Raw genomic sequence first — 21,681 nt, 5'->3', positions numbered from 1 at the left:
ATCCCGAACCCCCCAGCGCAAAGCGCGCCAAACTGTTCGCGATGTCCTCGCACACCTGTTCGCGATGTCCCCGGTCCAAACACCCCCTTGAGGGGGAGATGGCCGGCAGGCCAGAGGGGGTAGGTCCGACGGGGCTCGGCCTGCTGCTACGGTAGAGGAGGCTGGCGCTCGACGCGCGGCGACTCCCTCTGTCGCCTTTGGCGATATCTCCCGCTCAAGGGGGGAGATCACAGCTTCACCGCGGCGTCCCATAAACCGGCGTCGCAATGCCTTCCATCCTCGCCTTGATCTGCAGCGCCACGAACTTCGAATAAAAGCGCGACAGCGCCAGATTGCCGCCGTGGAACCACAGCGCTTCCTGCGCGGTCGGCTTCCACATGTTGCGCAATTCGCCTTGCCATGGACCCGGGTCGCCTTTCACGCCCGAGCCAATCCCCCAGCACGGCCCGACCTTGTCGGCGACTTCACGGGAGATGATCGCCGCCACCGTTTCGTTCATCGAGAGATAGCCGGTGCAGGCGATGATTGCGTCGGCCGCCAGTTCGGTGCCGTCGTCGAAGAGGATGCCTGTCGGCGTCAGCGACTTGATCCCGACGCCGCTGCGGATGCCGATCTCGCCGTCGATGATCAGATCGCAGGCGCCGACGTCGATGTAGAAGCCCGAGCCGGTGCGGTAGGCCTTCATCAAAAGTCCGGTCTCGTCGTCGCCGAAATCGATGGCGAAGCCGGCGCCGCGCAAGCGGTCGTAGAAGGCCGCGTCGCGCGCCTTGATGATGTCGTAGAGCGCGCGCTGGCCCTGTGGCAGCAGCGCGAACGGCGTCGAGGCGACGATCATGTCGGCCTTCTCAGTGGTGATGCCGCGGGCCAGCGCCTTTTCCGAAAAGATCTCGAAACCGATCTCCATCAGCGTGTCCGACTTGACCACCGTCGTCGGCGAGCGCTGGACCATCGTCACCTCGGCGCCGCTCTCCCATAGATCGACGCTGACATCATGGCCAGAACTTGCGGCGCCGATGACGGCGACCTTTTTGCCGCGGAATTTCTCGCCGCTGAAATATTGGCTGGAGTGCAGGATCTCGCCCTGGAAGGCCTCGGCGCCCGGCAGGTCGATCTGCCTGGGCGGGCCATAAGCACCGGTTGCAAAGACGATGTGCTTCGGCTTTAGCGTGATGCGCTGGCCGGCGCGGTCGACCTCGACCGTCCAGACCTTTTCGGTGTCGTCGTAGGACGCGCTGATGCATCTTGTGGAGGTCCAGTAGTTGAGCTCCATGACGCGTGTATACATTTCCAGCCAGTCGCCCATCTTGTCCTTGGGCGTGAACACCGGCCAGTTCTCGGGAAACGGGATGTAGGGCAGATGGTCGTACCAGACCGGGTCGTGCAGCACGAGCGAGCGATAGCGATTGCGCCAGGAATCGCCGGCCTGCGCATTCTTCTCGATGATGATGGCCGGCACGCCGAGTTGCCGGAGCCGTGCGCCCAGCATGATGCCGCCCTGGCCGCCGCCGATGACCAGGCAATAAGGCTGCTGGCCGGCGCCGAGTTCACGCGTCTCGCGCGCCCTCGCCTCTAGCCAGGTCTCGCGCTCCGGATCGGCCTTGTGGCGGACGCCCAGAGGCCGCGCCGGGCCCTTGCGCTCCTCAAACCCCTTGAGATCGCTCATCGCCGTAAACAGTGTCCGGCATTTGCCGTCCCTGAGGCGCATGATGCCTTGGCCCCACGCGGATGACGTCTCGAAAGAAAACCAGGCTTCGATAACGCCTTCGTCCGAAGTCGCTTCGCTGCTGAGCTGCCACCGGGCAGGCCTTGTCATTGCCAGCGTGGCTTCCAGCATGTCGCGGATCGCCGCGCGGCCTTCCATGGTCTTGATGTTCCAGGTGAAGGTCAGCAGATCGCGCCAGTAACAGTCCTCGACGAACAGGTTGATTGCGGCCGCGACGTCGCCCGCCTCGAGCGCTCGCGCAAAAGAACCGAGCCAGGTGGCCGCCTGTTTCGACGGTGATATGTCGAGCATCTGTCTTCCCTATCTCAAGCGACTTCGGCGCTGCCCTTTAACCTTATCCTCTCTCCCGAAGAGCGGGGAGAGGGTAGGTGAGGGGCAGCGCAAACAGTCCGGAAATTAAGGGCGCAGCGCAAGACCCCGCTATCAGGCGCGCGCGGGCCTGATCCGAACCGCTATCCAGCCATGCAAGATCGTCCGGCGAAAGTGAGATGTCGAGCGCCTGGAGGCTGTCTTCCAACTCGTCGAGCGTGCGCGGCCCGATCAGCGGGACGGACGGAAAGGGCTGCGCCAGGACATAGGCGAGCGCGACGTGGATCGGGCTTTTGCCCAGCCGTTTGGCGAGCTCGATGGCGCGGTCGCGACGGCCGAAGTTCCTCTCCGAGTACCAGACCCGGACCAGTTCCTCATTGTCGCGCCGGTCGCGGCCGGCGCGGTCGGTGAAGAAGCCGCGGCCCTGGCTCGACCAGGCGAAATTCGGCATCTGCCGGGCGGTGAGCCAGGCCTTCCATGCGTCGCTGGAGGAGGTGACGCAGCCCGCCCAGATCGGCTCCAGCATCTCGGCCAGCGAGAAATTGTTGGAAAGGGCGCCGGGCTTCTGCTTGCCGGTGCGCTCGGCATAGACAATCGCCTCGTCCATGCGTTCCATCGTCCAGTTCGAGCCGCCGAACGGACCGCGAATGCGGCCGGCCTTGACCTCGCGATCCATCGCATCGACGAACTCGTCGACCGGCACGTCCGGGTTGTCGCGATGCATGAAATAGACGTCGATATGGTCGGTCTGCAGCCGCTCAAGCGACTGGGTGAGCTGCTTGCCGATGACGTCGGGATAGCAGAGCGGCGAGTGCGCACCCTTGCCGATGACCACCGATTGCTCGCGCACGCCGCGGTTCTTCAGCCACTGGCCGAGCAGCGTCTCGGTATAGCCGGAACCGTAGACGAAGGCGGTGTCGAACAGATTGCCGCCCGCCTCAAAATAGGCGTCGAGCAGGATGGCGCCCGACGAAAACGTGCGGAAATCCTCGAAGCCGAGCGCCAGACACGAAGCCGGCCGCGGCAGGCCCGGAATGCCGCGCTTGGGGATGGCGGTCCCGCCGGAGCGCAGCTTCCGCCCGGAGATCGTGTGGACGCGCTTTGCCGGTTTCTCGATGTCGTATTCGAGCCCGATGGCGGCCCGCCATTTATCGAGCACGCGCAGATTGCCGAGACTGTCGGCCCAGCTCATGCCCGGCCAGGCGAACTCCTGCTTCCCGCCGAGAATGGCCTCGCCGGCAGCGTCGACCTCGAATGCGTAAAGCCAGCCGTCCTCCTTGACCTCGACCACCTCGGTGTCACCCGGACGGATGATGCGGATTTCGCCGGTGCCGCCTTGCTGGCCGCCGGCATACCAGAAATCCGCCACCTCGATGCGGCCCTTGCTGCCGAGAATACGCAATACGTTGTCCTGCGCGAGCGAAATGCTGCAGGAGACTTCCGCGACGATGCCGCCTGGAAAATGCAACAGCGCCGACGCCCATTCGTCGACGCCGGATTGGCCGAGATGCGCAGCGCCGACCACTTTGTCCGGCTCGGCGAAGGGCTTTCCCGCCGCGGCGCGGGCAATCAGCCGCGCCATCGAGACGGGATAGCCGCCGACATCGAGAATGCCGCCGCCGGCGAGATCCTTGGCGTAAAGCCGGTGCTCCGGCATGAAGCCCGGCATGGCGAAGCCGAAACTGGATTTGATCATCTTGATGTCGCCGATCGCGCCGGCCCTGACCAGCTCGACCAGCCTGGCCGTCTGCGGATGCAGCCGGTACATGAAGGCTTCGCCGAGAAAGGTGCCGGCCTTGCGCGCGGCATGGATCATGGCGTCGGCCTCGAAGGCGGTCAGGCCAAGCGGCTTTTCGCAAAGCACATGCTTTCCGGCCTCAGCCGCCTTGATCGCCCATTCGGCATGGCTCGGATGCGGCGTTGAAATATAGATCGCGTCGACATCCGGATCGCCAAGCAAAGTCTCGTAGCCATCGAGGATGCGGGCGCCGGGGAAAGCCTCAGTGAGCCCGGCCTTGCCGGGATTGCGCGCCCCTAAGGCGACTAAGGTGCCGGTGCGCGAATGGGCGACGCCGCCGGCAAAGGCCTTGGCGATGTTGCCGGGCCCGAGAATGCCCCAGCGAATTTTTTCTGGCTTGGACGTCATGTCAAATCTCCGTGGGGTGGCCGCGACCAGTCGCGATCGGACAAAAGGAACTAGATGGGTTAGCGAATGCGTGCGCCGGTGGCGTCGAAGAGAAGCGAGCGGTCGGCCTTGATCGACACCACCAGGTCGTCGCCGTTCGCGCGATGCCGCGAGGCCTCGCGCTCGATGATCAGTTCCTCGCGCCCGCCCCCGGTCCCGGAATTGGCATAGACATAACTCACCGATCCCAAGTGCTCGGCGACGTCGGCCTTGAGGGTAAGGTCGCAATCGCCCTGGCCGGCGTCGAAGAAATGCTCCGGCCGCACGCCAAGCACGACATCGCCGCCTGTCGCAGGCAGAGCATCCGAAAGCGGCTTGCGCAGTCGCGCGCCGCGATGATTGACCAGTTCGACGACCGCAGCGCCGTTGTCGGCCCCGACCATTTTCGCCGCCAGAAAGTTCATTTTCGGGGAGCCGACGAAGCCGGCAACGAAGCGGTTGGCGGGGTCGTCGTAGAGATCGAGCGGCGCGCCGATCTGCTCGATATTGCCGGCGTTGAGGACGACGATCCTGTCGGCCAGTGTCATCGCCTCGGTCTGGTCGTGCGTCACATAGACCATGGTAACGCCAAGCTCCTTGTGAAGGCGCGATATCTCGACGCGCATCTGCACCCTGAGCTCGGCGTCGAGATTGCTGAGCGGTTCGTCGAACAGGAACACTTGCGGCTCGCGCACGATGGCGCGGCCGATAGCGACGCGCTGGCGCTGGCCGCCCGACAATTGCCGCGGCCGCCGCTTCATCAGCTCGGCGATACGCAGGATTTCGGAAGCCCGCTTCACCCGCCGCTCGGTATCTGCCTTGGGATTGCCGGTCATTCTCAGGCCGAAGCTCAGATTCTGCTCGACCGTCATGTGCGGATAGAGCGCGTACGACTGGAACACCATGGCGATGCCGCGATCGGCTGCCTCGACGTCGTTCACCACCTTGCCGCCAATGGCGATCTCGCCGTCGCTGATGTCCTCGAGCCCGGCGATCATCCGGAGCAGCGTGGACTTGCCGCAGCCGGAAGGGCCGACGAAGACGACGAATTCGCCGTCATCGATATCGATATTGGCGCCGTGGACGATCTCGAAGACGCCGAAGCGCTTGATGACGTTTTTGAGTGTGACTGCAGCCATGCTGATCCTTACTTGATGGCGCCGGCGGCGATGCCGGCGACGAAATGGCGCTGCAGAAGCACGAACACGACGAGCATTGGCGCCGTCAGCATCACCGCGCCCGCCATGATGCCGCCCCAGGACACCTTGGTGAGACCGATCAGCGTGCCGAGCGCCACCGGCGCGGTCATTGCGCCAGGCTTGGAATTGATCAGCAGCGGCCACAGATAGTTGTTCCAGGAGGCAAGGAAGAGGATGATGGCGAGTGCCGCCAGCATCGGCCGCGCCAGAGGCAATGCGACGAACAGGAATATCCGCCATTCCTTGACGCCCTCGACCTTGGCCGCGTCGAACAGCTCGTGCGGCATCATCGAAAAACTCTGTCGCATGAATAGCACGCCCAGCGAGTTGAACAGCGGCGGCACGATCAGCGCCACCCAGGTGTTGGCGAGCTTGAAGTCGCGCGCCACCATGATGAATTGCGGGATAAGCACGACCGCATAGGGCAGCGTGATGGTGCCGAAGATGATGGCGACGACCATGCCCTTGCCGAAGAAGTTGTAACGCGCCAGCGCCCAGCCGGCCATCGAGGTGAGCATCACCGACAGGAAGGTATAGGTCACCGCCACCGAGACGGAGATGCCGATGGCGCCGATGAAATTGGTGCCGCGCTGCAGATTGCTGACATTGTCGAGGAAATTGCCGTGCGGCAAAAGCTCGATGTCGGGGCTGAAGATGCCATTGTCGGGCATCGTGGAAAAGACCACCATCATCCACAGCGGAAACAGCCAGACCAGCGCCAGCGGCGTCAGGACCAGATGCAGCGCGATGCTGCGGCCCAATCTGGCCTGAGAACGGCTGACCCGGGAATGGCTGATTGGGGAGCGCGAGGTCATTTCGGTTCCCTCGTCAGCCATATCTGCACCAGCGAAATGGCAATCGCCAGCCCGGCCATGGTGTAGGCGACGGCCGAAGCGTAGCCGAAGTTGAGCGACCGGAAGCCCTGGCGGTAAAGCAGCAGCCCGAGCGTTTCGGTGCCGCCGCCCGGCCCGCCGCGCTCGGTGATCAGGAAGGGCTCGGTGAACAGCTGCATGGTGCCGATGATCGACAGCACGGCGCAGAACACGATGATCGGCTTGAGCAGCGGCAGCGTGATGTAAAAGAACTGGTTGACCTTGCTGACCCGGTCCAGGGTTGCCGCCTCGTAGACATCCTCGGGGATGGACTGCAGGCCGGCGAGCAGGATGATGGCGTTGTAGCCGGCCCAGCGCCAGGTCACCGCCATCATGATCACCGCCATCGCCGGGGTGACGTTGGTAAACCAGTCGACACTGGGCAGGCCGATGCTGTTCAGCAATTTGTTGATGATGCCGTAGTCGAGATTGAACATCAGCCGGAAAACCGCCGAATAGGCGACTTCGCCGACCACGACCGGCGCGAAGAAGGCAAAGCGGAACAGGCCACGCGCCTTGAGCAGCGGCGAATTCAAAAGCACCGCCATCACAATCGCCAGGGAAATCATCACCGGCACCTGGATGACGAGGATCAGCAATGTGTTCTTCAAGGCGTTGAAGAAGGCGGGATCGCCGATCAGCCGGCCCCAGTTGAAGGTCGGCGCGAACCGCCACGGCACGGTGCGCGTCGCCTGGAACGAGATCAGGAAGGAATCGATGATCGGCCACAGCCAGAAGATCGAGAAGATCAGCAGATAGGGCGCGAGGAAGCGATAAGCCGTGGCGTTCTGGTAGCGCATTCGTTTTCCTCCTTTCTGCTTTCGCCTGCTGGGGCGCGCGGTGTTGATGTTCAGGTGATGCGCCGCCGCAAACGGTGGCTTGTTCGAAGGCCGGCGCCGCCCCTCATCCGCCTGCCTGGCCGCAATGCTGGGGGATTCCCCTCTCCCCGTTCTTCACGGGGAGAGGGTAAGGGTGAGGGGCAGCGCCAGCGTTCGAAATAGATCACGAAGTCTGGAGCCATCCCGTATCAGATCACGACTTGACCGGCAGGCCGGTCGCCGCGGCGATCTGGCTTGCGGCATCGTCGAGCGCTGCCTTGGCGTCGGGATAGCCGCCGGCCAGATATTTGGTCTGCACCGCGCGGATGATGATTTCGGCGTCGCTCTGGAACGGAGTGCCGCGGCTGGGGACGACCTTGGGCAAGGTGCCGAGGATGTCCTTCCACACGGCTTGGCCACCCCAATAGGGCAGGCCTTCGGAGACATAAGGGTCGTTGAGCGCCGAGATCAGCGACGGCACCAGGCCGAAGCCTTTCAGCATGGTGATCTGGCCCTCATTCGTCCCTAGCGTGTATTTCAGATAGGCATAGGCGGCTTCCTTGTTCTTCGACACCGAAGTGATGGCGAGCGAGGAGCCGCCGAGATTGGCGGCGCGCGGACCGTCGGCGGTCAGGCTCGGCATCAGATAGACGCCCCATTTGCCTGCGCCATCGGGCGATTCCGTGCGTATGGTGCCTTCATACCAGCCGCCATACATCTGGCTGGCGACCTTGCCGGCGGTGTTGTTAGTGATCTTGGTGCTCCAGTCGGCAGAGGAAATGATGCCGGCGTCCTTCATCTCCTTGATCTTGGTCATGGCATCGACGCATTTGGGCTGATTGACGGTGATCGATTGACCATCGGCGGAGAAATAGGCGCAGCCCTGCTCGTTGGAGATCATGCGGAAGAATTCGGAATCGCCGTTGAAATCGGCGTTGGTCATCGTCACGCCAGGATTGGCGGCCTGGATCTTCTTGGCGGCGGCGATGAAATCGTCCCAGGTCTTGATCGAAGACGGGTCGACGCCGGCCTTCTCATAGAAGTCGCGGCGGTAGAACATCGCTACTGGACCGGAATCCCAGGGCATCGCATAGGCCTTGTCGTCAACCTCGAGCTCGGTACGTTTGAAGTCGGGGAATTTTGCCTGGTCTTCTGCGGTGTAGCCGAGCGTGTGCAGGTCGACGAAGCAATCCGGGAACTGGCTCCAGTAGTTTTCCGCCTCGCCGTTCTCGATCGTCACGATATCCGGCAGGCCCTCGCCGCCGGCGGCACAGCCGGCGATCGATTTGTCGTAGGTCGGCTGGTTGCCGAGGTCCTCGACCGTGACCTTGATGTCGGGATACTGCTTGTTGAAGCCCGCTATGGTGGCCTTCAGCGACGAAGCGGCGATGTTCCAGCTCCAGATCGTGATTTCACCGGACTGCGCAAAGGCTGGGCTGGAGCCCAGGGCAAGCGCGAGCGCGGCGCAGGTCAATTTTAAGCGCATTGAAATCCTCCCATTTCAGTTGCTCTCTGTTTGCGAGCGTGGCTAGACTAGGCTTCGGGAAAGCCTTGTCCGCGACAAAGGGAATAAGAAATGAGCGGAAAGTAAGATGCCGGAAAGGCCGTTTTACCAGCCTGGCGCCAGCAGCGTGGAGGGCCTGCCGCTGCTGCTGCAAATGTTCCACACCCAGCCCCTGGTGATGCTCAAGCCACATTGGCATGCCCAGGTCGAGGTGAATTTCATCGTGCGTGGCGCCGTGCATTACCGCATGGACGGGCACGGGCTTTCGCTTTCTGCGGGCGACATGTGCCTGTTCTGGGGCGGCCTGCCGCACCAGATGGACGAAGCCTCCGACGATGCCATCTACGCCGGCGCGCATCTGCCGCTGGTTCATTTCTTCCGGCTGCATTTGCCCGTCGACGTCCGCAACAGGCTGATGACCGGCGCGACGCTGGTGACCGACGCCACAGACCGGTCGGACGACCACAATTTCGAGCGCTGGAACCGCTATGCCCGCTCCGGCGACCCGGTCAAGGCGGAGCATGCCGTCAACGAGCTTTTGCTGCGGCTTGAGCGGGTGCGGTTCGAGCCCTACCGGCTGGTGCCGGAAACGCCGGTCGAACAGGAGCTAGGCAGCCCGTTCGATCAGCAATCGCTGCGCAATGTCGGGCGCATGTGCGACTTCATCGCCGAGAATTTCCTCTACGAGATCGATTGCGTCGACATCGCCGCGGCGGCCGACATCCATCCCAAATACGCCATGAGCATCTTCAAGAAATCGACCGGCATGACGCTCAATGAATATGTGAATCTGCTGCGCCTCAGCTACGCGCAGGCGCTGCTGATGCATCAGGATGCCAATGTGCTGCGCGTCGCCATGGAATCGGGCTTCGGCTCGCTCAGCGCGTTCAACAAGTCGTTCCGCAAGCTTTCCGGCATGTCGCCGTCGGATTTCCGCAGGGGCGTGGCCGGCGCCAGATAAGGGCGCCGGCTGGATTCAGCCGATAACCCCCAGACGTCTCGGCAGGCGGTTCATCGGCGACGGCCCGTTGGCGGTGATCAGGAACTGGTCCTCGAGATTGAAGCTGGCGAGACTGTCGATGTAGAGCGGAATCTCGAATGCCAGCACCATGCCGGGTTCGATCGCGACATCGCAGTCGGCCGAGATGAACGGCCATTGCTCGGAAAACACGGAATGGCCGACGCCGTGGCCGAAATGGCCGCGGCGATAGGAACGCAGGCCCTGGCGCGCCAGGCTGTCACTGGCGGCGCGATGCACGGCGGCCAACGGCTTTCCGGGCATAAGCGCGGCAAGCCCGTCGGCGAAGGCGCGTTCGGCTATCGCATGCAATTCGGCCTGTTCGGGCGACGGCGGCCCGAAGGTGAAATTCCGCGACATATCCGAGGCATAGCCGTTCACGCTGCACACCATGTCGGCCTTCAGCGGATCGCCGGCGGCGGCGACCGCGTCGGCGCCTTTTGGGCGAGCGCCCAGCGTGACGTATTCCGCCGTCGAGATTTGCTGCGACGACCCGCCGGCTACATCCGCGACGCCTTGCCGGTAAAGCGCGACCAGCTCAGACTGACGCATGCCGGCCGCTGCATGCTGCTGCAGCCGCGACAGGCCGGCCTCCGACAGGACGATGCCCTGCTGCAACAGGTCGATCTCGCTCTGCGACTTGATCGCCCGCAGCCGGTCGAGGATCGGCGAACCGTTGACCAGGGCAGTGCCCGGCAACATCGCCTGCATCGCGGAAAAATCGCTGGCCGAGACGAAATCCAGCTCGATGCCGAGCGTCGCACGCTCCAGCCCGAATTCTGCGAGGATCGTCTTCAGCTCGCGGACGGAGCGGGCAAGCTCGAAGGTCGCCGGACGTGAAAAACCGGGGGCGCGGCCAACCAGGCCGGCCTCGATGCGCTGCGCAACAGGCCGGTCGGCCGTCGCCGGCTCGAGCGACGCCGATTCGATCCAGATCGGATGCGTGCGTACCATGGCGCCGGCCATCGCCGCCGGGAGCTGGGCAGCCTGGAAATCCGCCACCACGACGCCGATCGGCAGGTTGCCTCGCTTGGGAATAACGACGAAACCGGCGCCGGCCCGCCGGAACAGGCCTGCCGGGCCGATCCAGGCACCGGTGGCATATTGGAACGCCTCGGGCTCGCAAAGCACCAGCGCCTCGATGCCGGCGCGCTGCATCAGGTCAGTCGCGCGCTCGCGGTCGACAAAGCCGGTCATGGGATCTCCTCGAATGCAATCGAAACCGACGCCGATGCGGCGGCGTTTGGCCTTAGCGTAGCTTCAGTGCCGCCGTGGAGCAGCTTTTTTCTGGAAGCGCTGTTCACCTTGAGAGTTCGTCGTCGGGAAACGAAAAAGCCGCGGCGAACCGCGGCTTTTCAACACAACAAGCGGCTGCTTCGAAAGCTTTATTCGGTTTCGTCGGAAGTGTCGTCGGCAGTGTCTGCCGCGTCATCCGCGGTCTGCCTTGCCAGCGCTGCCTGCAAGGCCAACGTGGCCTGTGGCGAGGCCGGTGTCGTCGCAACGACCGCCGCTGCGTGAGCAACTCCGTGCGTCGACTTGTCCCTGGCCGCGGCGGAAGTGGCGGCTCCGTGTCCCTGCGAGCCGGCCCCGGCCGAGTTTCCGCCATTGCCGTTGCTGCCGCCATTGCCGTTGCCATTGCCATTGCCGCCGGGAGCAGCGAGTACCGGAGATGCGACAAGGGTGAGAGCGGCTACAGTCGCGAATAGACAGGTGCGCGTTTTCATAGTTCCTCCTTCGAGTCGCCCTCCCGCCAGGATGGGTTCCAAATGAAAAACGTCAGGACTTCCAATGTGAAAGCCGGCTGTTACCTAGCTTTGTTCAAATACAGTATTCTGCAAGATGGACCTTGGTCCGAAACCGGCACGCAAAAGTCCTGAATTTTATCGACAGCGTACTTCGGACGACCGCAACGGCTGGATTTTGCTGCCGTCAGATCCAGCGCCGCTACAGCGCATGTGCGTCGGCTGACATGAGGTTACAATCGAGGAAACCTCGGTGCTCGCCATCCGGCGAGATCATTTAAGGCGATTGAGGAACATTCCACAGTTCGTGAAGTTGGGAGCGCAGGCCCGCTTTTGAGGTGCCAAAATGTTTGATGCCGGCGGGCTTTTGGGAGGAAGCCATGATCCGCGTCACGCCTGCATTTCGTGTTTCACGCCGCCGCGCATTGCAGTTTGGCCTGGGAGCGACGCTCGCTTCGGCCACCGGGCTTGCCCCGGTTTCCCGCGCCTATGCGCAGGATGAGGTCAAAGACGAAGACATTTTCCGGTTCGCCCTCAATCTCGAATATATGGAAGCCGAATATTACCTGCGCGGCACAACCGGAAAAGGGATCGATGACTCGGATGCCGGCCCGAAGGCCGGCGCTGTGGCTGGCGGCAAACAGGTTCGCTTTGACACGCCTGCAATCGGCGAGTTCATGCGTGAGGTCGCCGAAAACGAACTTGCCCATGTCAGGTTCTATCGCAAGACACTTGGAAGCGATGCCGTCGACCGGCCGGCAATCGATTTCGATGCGGGCTTTGCGGCGGTTGCCAAGGCGGCGGGGCTCGGAGCGGACTTCGATCCTTTCGGCAACCAGATGAACTTCGTGCTCGGCGGCATGCTGTTCGAGGATGTCGGCGTCACTGCCTATGCCGGCGCCGCGCCCCTTCTGAAAAACAAGGATTTCCAGGCCGCCGCCGCTGGCATTCTGGCCGTTGAGGCCTACCACATGGGGATGGCGCGATCGTCGCTTTACCGAATGGGCGAGGATGCCTGGAAGGCCGCCAATGCGGTTTCCGACGCCCGCGACAAGATCGATGGACCGGAAGACAAGGACCAGGGCATCCGAGTGGACGGCAAAGCCAATATCGTTCCATCGACCCCGGATGCAATCGCCTTCACGAGGACGCCGCAAGAAGTGCTTCGGATCGTCTATCTGACCGACCAGAAAGGCGTCAGCAAGGGCGGCTTCTACCCGAACGGAATGAACGGAACGCTCAAAAGCACCTGAGCGGTCTGCGGATGAATCTCGTGGCAAATGAACTTGCGCGCGCGGCCAGCCGATTCGGCGCGCTGCGCCCTGTTGGCGCGCAAAAACGAAAAAGCCGCGGCGGACCGCGGCTTTTCGATGCTTGATTTCCCTTGAGAGAAATGGAGCGGGTGAAGCGATTCGAACGCTCGACCCCAACCTTGGCAAGGTTGTGCTCTACCCCTGAGCTACACCCGCTCGCGCGGCTTTTGGGCCGCAAGCCGCGCCTATATGGCTGAAGAGCGCGGCGATTGCAACAGGGAATTCGCAGGCTTTTTTGCTTCGCCGGCAATGCGGAGAAGCGCTCCTCCGGACGTCGCAAGGCAATCACCCCCCGCGTTGCGCGACGGACTTGTCTTGGCCGCATCATTGGCCGTAAACGGCGTTAGCCAAACAAGCCGTTGAAAGCGGGCCACCAGAAGAAAGACCGATGCCGAAGACCGAAGCCGAACTTTTCGCCTTTCTTGCCGGACTCGGGATCGAGGTATCGACGCGGCGGCATCCGCCGCTGTTCACGGTCGCCGATTCGCAGGCGCTGCGCGGTGAGATTGCCGGCGGCCACACCAAGAACCTGTTCCTCAAGGACAAGAAGGACAATTTCTTCCTGGTCAGCGTCGACGAGGAGGCGGTGGTCGATCTCAAGCAGATCCACCATCTGATCGGCGCTGCGGGGCGCGTGTCTTTCGGCCGGCCGGAGATGCTGATGGAGCTTCTCGGCGTCGTCCCGGGCGCGGTCACGGTGTTCGGGCTGATCAACGACACCGAGCGAAGGGTCAAGGTCGTTTTGGACGAGAAGCTGATGAGCCATGCGGTGGTCAATGCCCACCCGCTGACCAATGAAGCGACGACTTCCATCGCTGCCGCGGACCTGGTCAAATTCGTCGAGGCAACCGGACATGATGCTGTTATCTTGAAAGTCTCGGCATGATCGCCACATGGGTGACTAAGACCGGGGTGACTGAAACCGGGTTCTAAAGAAGGATGTTGCGCCCGTCCCTTGGCCGGCGGCGCGACCGAAAGGCGACGAGAGATGAGCGATAGCAACCCCTTTGGCGGCCCATTTGGCAGCAATGGCCGCCAGTATGCCACCACCGTGCAATATGGCGGCACCGATGCCGCGCGTGAGAAGGTCGCGCTTGCGAAGGCGCCGGCCGACGTCATCAAGGACACAACGACCGCTGGATTTGCTGCAGACGTCATCCAGGAATCGCGTCGCCAGCCGGTGCTGGTCGATTTCTGGGCGCCGTGGTGCGGCCCCTGCAAGCAATTGACGCCGCTGCTGGAGAAGGCGGTGAAAGCCGCCGGCGGCAAGGTCAAGCTGGTCAAGATGAATATCGACGACCATCCGTCGATCGCCGGCCAGCTTGGCATCCAGTCGATACCGGCGGTCATTGCCTTCAAGGACGGCCAGCCGGTCGACGGCTTCATGGGCGCCATTCCCGAGAGCCAGATCACGCAATTCATCCAGAAGGTTGGCGGCAAGAACGGTGGCGCGCCGCAAGTGGCCGAAGCGCTGGCCGCGGCTGCCGAGGCGCGCGACGCCGGGGATGTGCAGACAGCGGCCGACATCTACGATGCCATCCTGGAACAGGCGCCGGAGACGATCGAGGCGATCGCCGGCTTGGGCGACCTGCTGTTCGAGGCCGGCGATGCCGAAGGTGCCGAGGCGGTGCTGGCGCGGGCGCCGGAAGCGAAGAAGGATGCGCCCCAGCTCGCCGCGCTGCGGGCCAAAATGGCGCTCGCCGCGCAAGCAGCAGTGCTCGGCAATCCGGCGGAACTGGAACGGCGGCTGGCCGAAAATCCCGGGGATCACCAGGCACGGTTCGAGCTTGCCATGATCCAGAACGGCAAGGGTGATCGCATGGCGGCGGCCGACAATCTGCTGGCGATCATCAAGGCAGACCGCTCGTGGAACGACGACGGCGCCAGAACCCAGTTGCTGCAGCTCTTCGAGGCATGGGGCATGACCGACGAAGCAACGCTGTCGGCACGGCGCAAATTGTCGTCGCTGCTGTTTTCCTGAGCCGGCGCAGACTGTTTTGTCGCGCGGGCTTGCGGTGGGCGGCAGCTGCGCCAGATTAGGTTTTCGGACGGCGTTCGATTTCAGGTTTCCGGTGTTGCGCCTTGTGCCGGCCGGGAGGAGACGGATTTGGTGCGCTTCCTGACAAAGCGATCGGAGGATTGAGGTGCAGGCGGGAAACGCGCATTACCGGCTCGCTGCGGACTTACCGTCGACCATGCCGATCTTTCCGCTTGAGGGCGCATTGCTGTTGCCGGGAGGCCGTATGCCGCTCAACATCTTCGAGCCGCGCTATCTGCAGATGGTCGACGAAGCGATCGCCGGGCCGCGGCTGATCGGCATGATCCAGCCCAGCCTCGACGGTGCGCTGCGTCCAGACGGCGAGCCGGAGCTCTGCAATGTCGGCTGTGCCGGGCGCATCATTGCGCTGTCCGAGAGCGGCGACGGCCGTTACCTGATTTCGCTGCAGGGCGTGTGCCGGTTCCGCATTGTTCAGGAACTCACGGTCAAGACGCCGTTCCGCCAGTGCCGGCTGGCACCTTTTCTCGCCGATCTCGACGAGGAGCAGGCAGACGCCGAGATCGACCGGCCGGCGCTGCTGAAAGCGTTTCGCGCCTATCTGCAGGCCAACGATCTGGAGGCCGACTGGGAGAGCGTCAGCCGCGCCGAAAACGCCATGCTGGTCAACGCACTGTCGATGATGGCACCCTACGGGCCGGCCGAGAAACAGGCGCTGCTCGAAGCGGCCGATCTGAAGACACGCGCCGAGACCCTGATCGCCATCACCGAAATGGCGCTGGCGCGCGACAATGAGGATTTCGGTTCGAGTTTGCAGTAGGTTGGCCCTCCTTCTCCCACAAGGGAGAAGGGGAGGCCACGCGCAAAAACCTGAAGCGGTCGCCTTGTGGAAAGGATGGATCGAATGGCGGATGGACGTGACGGGAACAGGACTGTCGATCCCAAGCTGCTGGAACTCTTGGCCTGCCCGCTGACCAAGGGGCCGCTTGCCTGGGATCCGGAGCGCGGCGAGCTTATCTCGCGGGTGGCAAAGCTTGCCTATCCGGTGCGGGACGGCATTCCGATCATGCTGCCCTCGGAGGCACGTACGATCACCATTGACGATGCCGTGCCCACGCCACCGCGCCTGGGCGGAACGGCCTGACGAAGAGAAGAGGCCAATAGCCAGCCATGTTCTACTGAAAATTGCGCCCTTTGGGCATGACCTTCTCTGCCTTTCCCAATAGTTCCGTTTGCGCGATGCTATCGGGCCGCTTCTCCTCGGGGCCGCTCGAAGGTTCATCCACAAGCCTTGCCTCCTCGAGCAGCACCGACAGCCACGGCGTCAGATCCTCGACCTTCTCGGCGACGATATGGATGACGTCCGATTCCGATTGCAGCTTGCCGGTGACGCGGATGAAACGCGCGCCCATGACGATGGGGCGGAAGCGGTTGAAGGTTCTTTCCCAGAAAATGATATTGGCGACCGCATTCTCGTCTTCCAGCGTCAGGAAAATCGCCTTGCCATTGCCCGGCCGCTGCCGCACCAGCACGAGGCCGGCGACCGAAACGCGGCGGCCGTCCCGCACCTGGCCGAGCCGCGCATTGGGCGTGACGCCGGACCGATCCAGCCTTTGACGCAGGAAGGCGACCGGGTGCGCCTTCAGCGACAGGCCGAGCGAGCGGTAGTCGTGGACGACGTGCTCGCCGAGCGGCATTGCCGGGAGCCGGGTTTCAGGCTCGAGATCGCGCAAGCGGATCGCCGGCTGATCGAACAGCGGCAGCTTTTCGGCGGCACTCTTGCCGTCGAGCGCGCGGACCGCCCATAGAGCGTCGCGGCGGTTCAATCCAAGCGAGCGGAAAGCGTCGGCCTGTGCCAGTTTTTCGATCTCGTCGACGTTGAGGCCCGAGCGCAGCCAGACATCGCGCACGGATGCGTAGCCGTCGCCGCGTCGCAGCACAAAGGTCTCCATGCGCTCCTTCGACAGGCCCTTGACCTGGCGAAAACCCAGCCGGACGGCATGGCTGGTCCGGATGACGCCGCGCATCTGGGCATGGCGGTCAAGGATACGATCCGGATCGAAAGGCGATTTCTCCAAGGCGCAATCCCAGCCGGAAAAATTGACGTCGACGTCGCGGATCTCGACGCCGTGGTCATGCGCGTCGCGGACAAGCTGAGCCGGCTGGTAAAACCCCATCGGCTGGGAATTGAGGATCGCGGCACAGAACACGTCGGGATAGAAGGTCTTGAACCAGCAGGAGGCATAGACCAGCAGGGCGAAGGAGGCGGCGTGGCTTTCGGGAAAGCCGTATTCGCCAAAGCCTTCGATCTGTTTGAAGCAGCGCTCGGCGAAGTCTTTTTCGTAGCCCTTGGCGACCATGCCGTCGACCATTCTCTTGCGGTAATTGCCGATCGTGCCGGTGCGCTTGAACGTCGCCATGGCGCGGCGCAGTTCATCGGCCTCGCCCGGCCTGAAGCCGCCGGCGACGATGGCGATCTTCATCGCCTGCTCCTGGAACAACGGCACGCCCAGCGTCCTGCCGAGGATTTTTTCCAGTTCCGGCTTGGGGTATTCGGGTTTTTCCTTGCCTTGCCGGCGGCGCAGATAGGGATGGACCATGTCGCCCTGGATCGGGCCGGGCCGCACGATCGCCACCTCGATGACGAGATCGTAAAAGTTTTTCGGCCGCAGCCGCGGCAGCATCGACATCTGCGCGCGGGATTCGATCTGGAAGACGCCGATCGTGTCGGCGCGGCAGATCATGTCGTAGACACGCTTGTCCTCGGCAGGCAGAGTGGCCAGCACATAGGGTTGGCCGTAATCGTCCCGCGCCTCCGGATAATGATCCCGGAGCAGGGTGAAGGCGCGCTGCAGGCAGGTCAGCATGCCGAGCGCCAGCACGTCCACTTTAAGGATTTTCACCGCGTCGAGGTCGTCCTTGTCCCACTCGACCATCTTGCGCTCGTCCATCGCCGTCTTGACGATGGGCACGATCTCGTCGAGCCGGTCCCTGGTGATGACAAAACCGCCGACATGCTGCGACAAATGACGGGGAAAGCCCATGATCTCGTTGGCGCATTCGATCACGTGCCTTGTCGATGGATCGGTCTGATCGAGGCCGCCGGCTTTTGTCTCCTTTTCGCCGAGTTCCGAGGTCGACCAGCCCCAGATCGAACTGGACAGCGCGCTGCGGACGTCGTCCGACAGGCCCATCGCCTTGGCCACTTCGCGCATCGCCGAGCGGCCCCGGTAGCTGACGACGGCAGCGGCCAGCGCGGTGCGCTTGGTACTGTATTTGGAATAGATGTACTGGATGACCTCCTCGCGCTTTTCATGCTCGAAATCGACGTCGATGTCGGGCGGTTCGTTTCTTTCCTCGGAAATGAAGCGCTCGAAAAGCGTGTCGATCTTGTCCGGGCCAACTTCGGTGATGCCGATGCAGAAGCAGACGATCGAGTTGGCGGCGGAGCCGCGCCCCTGGCAGAGAATGTTCTGGCTGCGGGCGAATTTGACGATGTCGTGGACAGTCAGGAAATAGCGCGCGTAGTTCAGGCGCTCGATCAGGGCGAGCTCCTCCTCGATGCGTTGCGTCACAAAAGCGGGCACGCCCGAGGGGTAGCGGATGGCGGCCCCCTCCTTGGCCAGCCTTTCCAGCTCGGCCTGCGGCCCGAGGCCCGATTCCGTCGGCTCGTCGGGATAGTTGTATTGCAGATCACTGAGCGAGAAGGTCAGCTCGCCGGCAAAACGCAGCGTTTCCGCCAGCGCTTGCGGATGCCTGCGGAAAAGCCGTGCCATCTCCAGCGGCGGCTTTAAGTGACGCTCGGCATTGGCCGCCAGCTCCAGCCCCACCTCGGCGACGGGCACATTGAGGCGGATCGCCGTCAGCACGTCCTGCAGCGGGCGCCGTTCCGACGTATGGTAGAGCACGTCGTTGGTGGCCATCAGCGGGATGCCGGCCAGCTCGGCCATCGCCGCCGCCTGCTCGATACGGAAGCGGTCGTTACCGCGGTAATCCGGCGAAACCGCCAGCCTCAGGTTTTCGCCGAAGCGATCCCTGAGCCGGCTAATCAGTTCGAGGCCAGCTTCCGCGTCCGCCGACAGATCCGGCAGTATGGCCAGCGACAGGAGATCGCCCCATTCGAGAAGATCGCTCTGTTTGAGAAGCGCTGCGCCCTTTTCGTTCTCGTCGCGCAGATTGGCCTGCGTCAGCATGCGGCACAGATGACCCCAGCCCTTGCGGTCCTGCGGGTAGGCGAGGATGTCCGGCGTGCCGTCGCAAAAAACCAGGCGGCAGCCGGGATGATAGGAAACACCCTCCACCTTGGCCTGCTGCCAGGCGCGCACCACGCCCGCCACCGTGTTTCGGTCGGCGAGACCGATCGCCGAAAACCCCAGGAATTTTGCCGCGACCACCAGCTCCTCCGGTTTCGAGGCACCGCGCAGGAACGAGAAGTTCGACTGAATGCCGAATTCGGCATAGGGGATGGCCGTCAGCGCATTCATGCGAAGATCCCATGCATGAACCAGCGCGGCGGGACTTGAGAGGCGCCGTAAAGGCCCTGGCGATAGAGCCAGTAACGGCGGCCGTCGGCATCCTCGATGCGGAAATAATCCCGGGTCGGGGCATCTTCTCGTCCCGCCGCCCCTCGCCACCATTCCGGCGCGATGCGCTCCGGCCCTTCGGCGCGCGCGACCCGGTAGAGCGCGCGCCGCCAGCGGAAGTTCAAAGGCGGGCCTTCCGGCATTTCGGTGGCCGGCACCTCGATCGGCTCGGGCGCACGGAAAAGCCGGATCGGCCGTTCCGGCTGGAAGACGGTCGTGGGAGCGTCCTTCGCCTTGTCCGGCTGCTTCGGCGGCGAGGTTCTCTGCGGCACTTCCGCGAAGGGAAGGGTGGCGACGGCGCGCTCCGGCAGATGGCTCTCGACGGCGACCGGTTTCAAGACCGCACCTTCGCCGAGCCGGGCGCGGATGCGGTCGGCAAAAAGCGCGATATCGGCACCGTCGTCGCTCGTCTCGCCGGCAAGGTCGGCCTGCTGCATGTCGAAGGCGGCGGCGGTCAGCACCGAAAGGCGCACGAGATCGAAGCCATAGCCGGCGTCGATATCCTGTTCGAGCGCGGCAAGCCTTTCGTGGAACAATTTCTGGATCAGCCGCGGCTCGCGCAGAGGCCGCGAGGTGCCGACGGCGATGCGGCTGACGCCGCCATCGACGCGGAAAAGCAGCAGCGCCAGCCGCCTTGCGCCCTCGCCGCGACGCTCGAGGTCGCTCTTCAAGGTGGTCGCCAGCATGCCGGTCAGCCGCTCGATGTCCTCGGTCAGCATGATCGGCTCGGCAAGGTGACGCTCGACCGAAAGCGGTGCGACCGGCAGGCGCGGCGACACGGCCTCCTCGAGGCGGCCAAGCGCCTGGTCGAGACGCAAGAGCAGCGATGCGCCGAAGCGGCGGGCCAGCGGCGCGCGCGGTGCCGCCATGACGGCGCCCGCCGTGCGCAGGCCGACGCTTTCGAGGCTGGCGCGTACCTCCGGGTCGATGCGCAGCGCCGCCAGCGGCAAGGGCGCGAGAAGCGCTTCCTCCTTACCATCGGGCACGATGCGGTCGCCAGCAAACCGCGCCGCCGCCCAGGCAGCCCCAGGCGTGGCGGCAAGCCCGGCGCGGACATCGAAGCCCTGATGGAAAAAACGCGACAGGATATCGTCCAGCATCGAGCGTTCGCCGCCGAAAAGATGGGTGCAGCCGGTGACGTCGAGATAGAGGCCGTCGGTCCCGTCAAGCGCCACCAGCGGGGTATAGCGGTCGCACCAGTCGGCGAGGCCTTCGAGCAGGCGCCGGTCGGCCTCCGGATCGGCCTCCACGATGTCGATCGAGGGATGCATGGCGCGTGCGTCGGCTATGCCCATGCCGCGCTTCAGATTAAGCGCCTCGGCCCGCTCGTCGAGGGCGGCGATGCGCTGGGCGTTCCGGTCGCGGTGACTGATCACCAGCGGCAGGTGATCCGACGGCCGGGAACGCCAGGACCGCCCCAGACGCTGCCGCAGGATTCTCTCGGCGGCGAGATGCGGAAACCACAGGGATAGGATTCTTTGGCCGTTCTGGGGCCCATTCCTGAGACCTTCCTTGCTCGCCCCGTCTTTCTTCGAATATGCGTTCATCGGGGTTCCACTCCAGTGTGAATTTTCCGGGCAAGGCCGTGCGGCTCTTGCCGATGGCGACGGTGAAGGCGGGCCGGCCGATCGAGCCGGCGAGCGGCCCGGCAAGCGTCTTACGCGTTGCCGCCGGTGCCGCCGACAGGATGAGGCGGACGGGCGCTGCCGTCGGTTCGGGCTCGCCGGCCTGGCGCAGCAGGAACAGCGGCCGGCCCGCACTCTGCGCGCGGGCGTGCAGCCGCCGCGTCGCGGTGAGGTCAAGCCGCTGCGGGCTGCCGCGGATTTCGAGGATGACGGCGGCCAGCGCCGTCATCCGGGCAGCCTCCTCGGCGATCCACAGCGCATCGAGCAGCCTTGGCGCCTCGGAAAACAGCAATTGCTCCGGCTCGATGCCGAAGAAGGCGTGAAGCCCCCTGGCATAGGGAAAGCCGGCCTCGCGGAAAACCTCTGATGTGCCGATCCACAGCACCGGCAATCGCGGCCCCTGGCTTAGGATCAGGCTGACGAGCGACAAGGCAAAACCGGCAACGACCCCGGCATCGCGGGTCGCGGCGCCATGAAACTCGCTCACCGCCGCCTTCGGCAGGCCGCCGCTCAGCGCAGCATCGAGGCGCTCGGCGCCGGTGCGCAAAAACGCATCGGGCGGCGCCACGGCGAGGCCGCGCCGGACAATGGTCAGATTCCGAGCGGGTGTCGGATGCCGAGAGGGTGTCAGACTCTGACGAGGGACATCCGCGTCAAACGACGAACTGGCCGGCGCCTCCAGGCGCTCGGGCAAGGTCCCTTCGATCTTCGCGATCTGGCGGCGCAGGGCAAAAACAGTCTCCCGCGCCACGGCGCTTGTCGCCATGACGGTCAGCTTCCACTCACAATTGTTCCCGTTATGTTCCTATAGATTC

At 63.8% G+C, this 21,681-nt stretch carries 17 protein-coding genes and 1 tRNA gene; 6 read left to right on the top strand and 12 right to left on the bottom strand.

What is annotated here, in order from left to right:
- Positions 1-235 precede the first annotated feature (235 nt).
- From NKJ17_RS27415 to NKJ17_RS27390, 6 genes are all read right to left on the bottom strand, one after another.
- Complete coding sequence (locus NKJ17_RS27415; protein ID WP_352690954.1) at positions 236-2,014, bottom strand: NAD(P)-binding domain-containing protein; 1,779 nt, start codon at positions 2,012-2,014, stop codon at positions 236-238.
- 43 nt (positions 2,015-2,057) lie between these two features.
- Positions 2,058-4,178, bottom strand: coding sequence for an aldo/keto reductase (locus NKJ17_RS27410; protein ID WP_352690951.1), 2,121 nt, complete (start codon positions 4,176-4,178; stop codon positions 2,058-2,060).
- A 59-nt stretch (positions 4,179-4,237) separates the two neighbouring features.
- Complete coding sequence (locus NKJ17_RS27405) at positions 4,238-5,335, bottom strand: ABC transporter ATP-binding protein (protein ID WP_023675944.1); 1,098 nt, start codon at positions 5,333-5,335, stop codon at positions 4,238-4,240.
- 8 nt (positions 5,336-5,343) lie between these two features.
- Positions 5,344-6,210, bottom strand: coding sequence for a carbohydrate ABC transporter permease (locus NKJ17_RS27400; RefSeq protein WP_352507385.1), 867 nt, complete (start codon positions 6,208-6,210; stop codon positions 5,344-5,346).
- A complete protein-coding gene (locus tag NKJ17_RS27395) occupies positions 6,207-7,067 on the bottom strand; it encodes a carbohydrate ABC transporter permease (RefSeq protein ID WP_352507384.1) in 861 nt (286 codons plus the stop codon). The genes NKJ17_RS27400 and NKJ17_RS27395 overlap by 4 nt, the downstream gene beginning before the upstream one ends.
- 232 nt (positions 7,068-7,299) lie before the next feature.
- A complete protein-coding gene (locus NKJ17_RS27390) occupies positions 7,300-8,571 on the bottom strand; it encodes an extracellular solute-binding protein (protein ID WP_254817929.1) in 1,272 nt (423 codons plus the stop codon).
- A 106-nt stretch (positions 8,572-8,677) separates the two neighbouring features.
- Between NKJ17_RS27390 and NKJ17_RS27385 the strand changes: the two genes are divergently transcribed.
- Positions 8,678-9,550: a helix-turn-helix domain-containing protein gene (locus NKJ17_RS27385; protein ID WP_352507383.1), complete on the top strand. Its 873-nt coding sequence runs from the start codon at positions 8,678-8,680 to the stop codon at positions 9,548-9,550.
- A 15-nt stretch (positions 9,551-9,565) separates the two neighbouring features.
- Here the strand turns inward: NKJ17_RS27385 and NKJ17_RS27380 are convergent, their stop codons facing one another.
- Together NKJ17_RS27380 and NKJ17_RS27375 are read right to left on the bottom strand one after the other, a co-directional pair.
- A complete protein-coding gene (locus NKJ17_RS27380) occupies positions 9,566-10,804 on the bottom strand; it encodes a M24 family metallopeptidase (RefSeq protein WP_352507382.1) in 1,239 nt (412 codons plus the stop codon).
- 188 nt (positions 10,805-10,992) lie between these two features.
- Entirely contained in the window at positions 10,993-11,331 is a 339-nt protein-coding gene (locus NKJ17_RS27375) for a hypothetical protein (RefSeq protein ID WP_254817926.1), read from the bottom strand.
- A gap of 398 nt (positions 11,332-11,729) precedes the next feature.
- On the opposite strand from NKJ17_RS27375, the gene NKJ17_RS27370 reads away from it, so the two are divergent.
- Complete coding sequence (locus NKJ17_RS27370; protein ID WP_352479722.1) at positions 11,730-12,602, top strand: ferritin-like domain-containing protein; 873 nt, start codon at positions 11,730-11,732, stop codon at positions 12,600-12,602.
- 141 nt (positions 12,603-12,743) lie between these two features.
- On the opposite strand, the gene NKJ17_RS27365 is transcribed toward NKJ17_RS27370, so the two are convergent.
- Positions 12,744-12,818 (bottom strand) — tRNA-Gly (locus NKJ17_RS27365).
- Between the two features lie 232 nt (positions 12,819-13,050).
- Here NKJ17_RS27365 and NKJ17_RS27360 point away from each other — a divergent pair.
- The 4 genes from NKJ17_RS27360 (at position 13,051) to NKJ17_RS27345 (ending at position 15,802) form a co-directional block, all read left to right on the top strand.
- A complete protein-coding gene (locus NKJ17_RS27360) occupies positions 13,051-13,548 on the top strand; it encodes a prolyl-tRNA synthetase associated domain-containing protein (protein ID WP_254817917.1) in 498 nt (165 codons plus the stop codon).
- A 102-nt stretch (positions 13,549-13,650) separates the two neighbouring features.
- The gene (trxA, locus tag NKJ17_RS27355) at positions 13,651-14,643 is read left to right on the top strand and encodes a thioredoxin (protein ID WP_352507381.1); all 993 of its coding nucleotides are present in this window, start codon (positions 13,651-13,653) and stop codon (positions 14,641-14,643) included.
- Positions 14,644-14,806: 163 nt separating this feature from the next.
- Positions 14,807-15,478 (top strand): LON peptidase substrate-binding domain-containing protein, encoded by a 672-nt coding sequence (locus NKJ17_RS27350; protein WP_023675985.1) that lies wholly within the window; start codon positions 14,807-14,809, stop codon positions 15,476-15,478.
- An 84-nt stretch (positions 15,479-15,562) separates the two neighbouring features.
- On the top strand, positions 15,563-15,802 hold the full coding sequence (locus NKJ17_RS27345) for a Trm112 family protein (protein WP_352507380.1): 240 nt from the start codon (positions 15,563-15,565) through the stop codon (positions 15,800-15,802).
- 31 nt (positions 15,803-15,833) lie between these two features.
- Here the strand turns inward: NKJ17_RS27345 and NKJ17_RS27340 are convergent, their stop codons facing one another.
- From NKJ17_RS27340 to NKJ17_RS27330, 3 genes are read right to left on the bottom strand one after another with little or no spacing between them, the layout of a single operon-like run.
- Positions 15,834-19,142 (bottom strand): error-prone DNA polymerase, encoded by a 3,309-nt coding sequence (locus tag NKJ17_RS27340; RefSeq protein WP_352507379.1) that lies wholly within the window; start codon positions 19,140-19,142, stop codon positions 15,834-15,836.
- Positions 19,139-20,617, bottom strand: coding sequence for a DUF6504 family protein (locus tag NKJ17_RS27335; protein ID WP_352507378.1), 1,479 nt, complete (start codon positions 20,615-20,617; stop codon positions 19,139-19,141). Before NKJ17_RS27335 ends, NKJ17_RS27340 begins: the two co-directional genes overlap by 4 nt.
- On the bottom strand, positions 20,550-21,632 hold the full coding sequence (locus NKJ17_RS27330; protein ID WP_352507377.1) for an ImuA family protein: 1,083 nt from the start codon (positions 21,630-21,632) through the stop codon (positions 20,550-20,552). The genes NKJ17_RS27335 and NKJ17_RS27330 overlap by 68 nt, the downstream gene beginning before the upstream one ends.
- Positions 21,633-21,681: the final 49 nt, after the last annotated feature.

Origin of the sequence: Mesorhizobium sp. M0208 (genome assembly GCF_040322015.1) — a bacterium.
GTDB lineage: Bacteria > Pseudomonadota > Alphaproteobacteria > Rhizobiales > Rhizobiaceae > Mesorhizobium.
Note: the sequence above shows the minus strand (reverse complement) of the source record. Positions and strands in the feature narration are given on the sequence as shown.

Bases quoted from the DNA above. Each gene is read 5' to 3' on its own strand.
- NKJ17_RS27410 (WP_352690951.1), bottom strand. From the start codon at position 4,178: ATGACGTCCAAGCCAGAAAAAATTCGCTGGGGCATTCTCGGGCCCGGC.
- NKJ17_RS27375 (WP_254817926.1), bottom strand. From the start codon at position 11,331: ATGAAAACGCGCACCTGTCTATTCGCGACTGTAGCCGCTCTCACCCTT.
- NKJ17_RS27360 (WP_254817917.1), top strand. From the start codon at position 13,051: ATGCCGAAGACCGAAGCCGAACTTTTCGCCTTTCTTGCCGGACTCGGG.
- NKJ17_RS27330 (WP_352507377.1), bottom strand. From the start codon at position 21,632: ATGGCGACAAGCGCCGTGGCGCGGGAGACTGTTTTTGCCCTGCGCCGC.
- NKJ17_RS27340 (WP_352507379.1), bottom strand. From the start codon at position 19,142: ATGAATGCGCTGACGGCCATCCCCTATGCCGAATTCGGCATTCAGTCG.
- NKJ17_RS27395 (WP_352507384.1), bottom strand. From the start codon at position 7,067: ATGCGCTACCAGAACGCCACGGCTTATCGCTTCCTCGCGCCCTATCTG.
- NKJ17_RS27370 (WP_352479722.1), top strand. From the start codon at position 11,730: ATGATCCGCGTCACGCCTGCATTTCGTGTTTCACGCCGCCGCGCATTG.
- NKJ17_RS27385 (WP_352507383.1), top strand. From the start codon at position 8,678: ATGCCGGAAAGGCCGTTTTACCAGCCTGGCGCCAGCAGCGTGGAGGGC.
- trxA (WP_352507381.1), top strand. From the start codon at position 13,651: ATGAGCGATAGCAACCCCTTTGGCGGCCCATTTGGCAGCAATGGCCGC.
- NKJ17_RS27380 (WP_352507382.1), bottom strand. From the start codon at position 10,804: ATGACCGGCTTTGTCGACCGCGAGCGCGCGACTGACCTGATGCAGCGC.
- NKJ17_RS27390 (WP_254817929.1), bottom strand. From the start codon at position 8,571: ATGCGCTTAAAATTGACCTGCGCCGCGCTCGCGCTTGCCCTGGGCTCC.
- NKJ17_RS27415 (WP_352690954.1), bottom strand. From the start codon at position 2,014: ATGCTCGACATATCACCGTCGAAACAGGCGGCCACCTGGCTCGGTTCT.
- NKJ17_RS27400 (WP_352507385.1), bottom strand. From the start codon at position 6,210: ATGACCTCGCGCTCCCCAATCAGCCATTCCCGGGTCAGCCGTTCTCAG.
- NKJ17_RS27345 (WP_352507380.1), top strand. From the start codon at position 15,563: ATGGCGGATGGACGTGACGGGAACAGGACTGTCGATCCCAAGCTGCTG.
- NKJ17_RS27405 (WP_023675944.1), bottom strand. From the start codon at position 5,335: ATGGCTGCAGTCACACTCAAAAACGTCATCAAGCGCTTCGGCGTCTTC.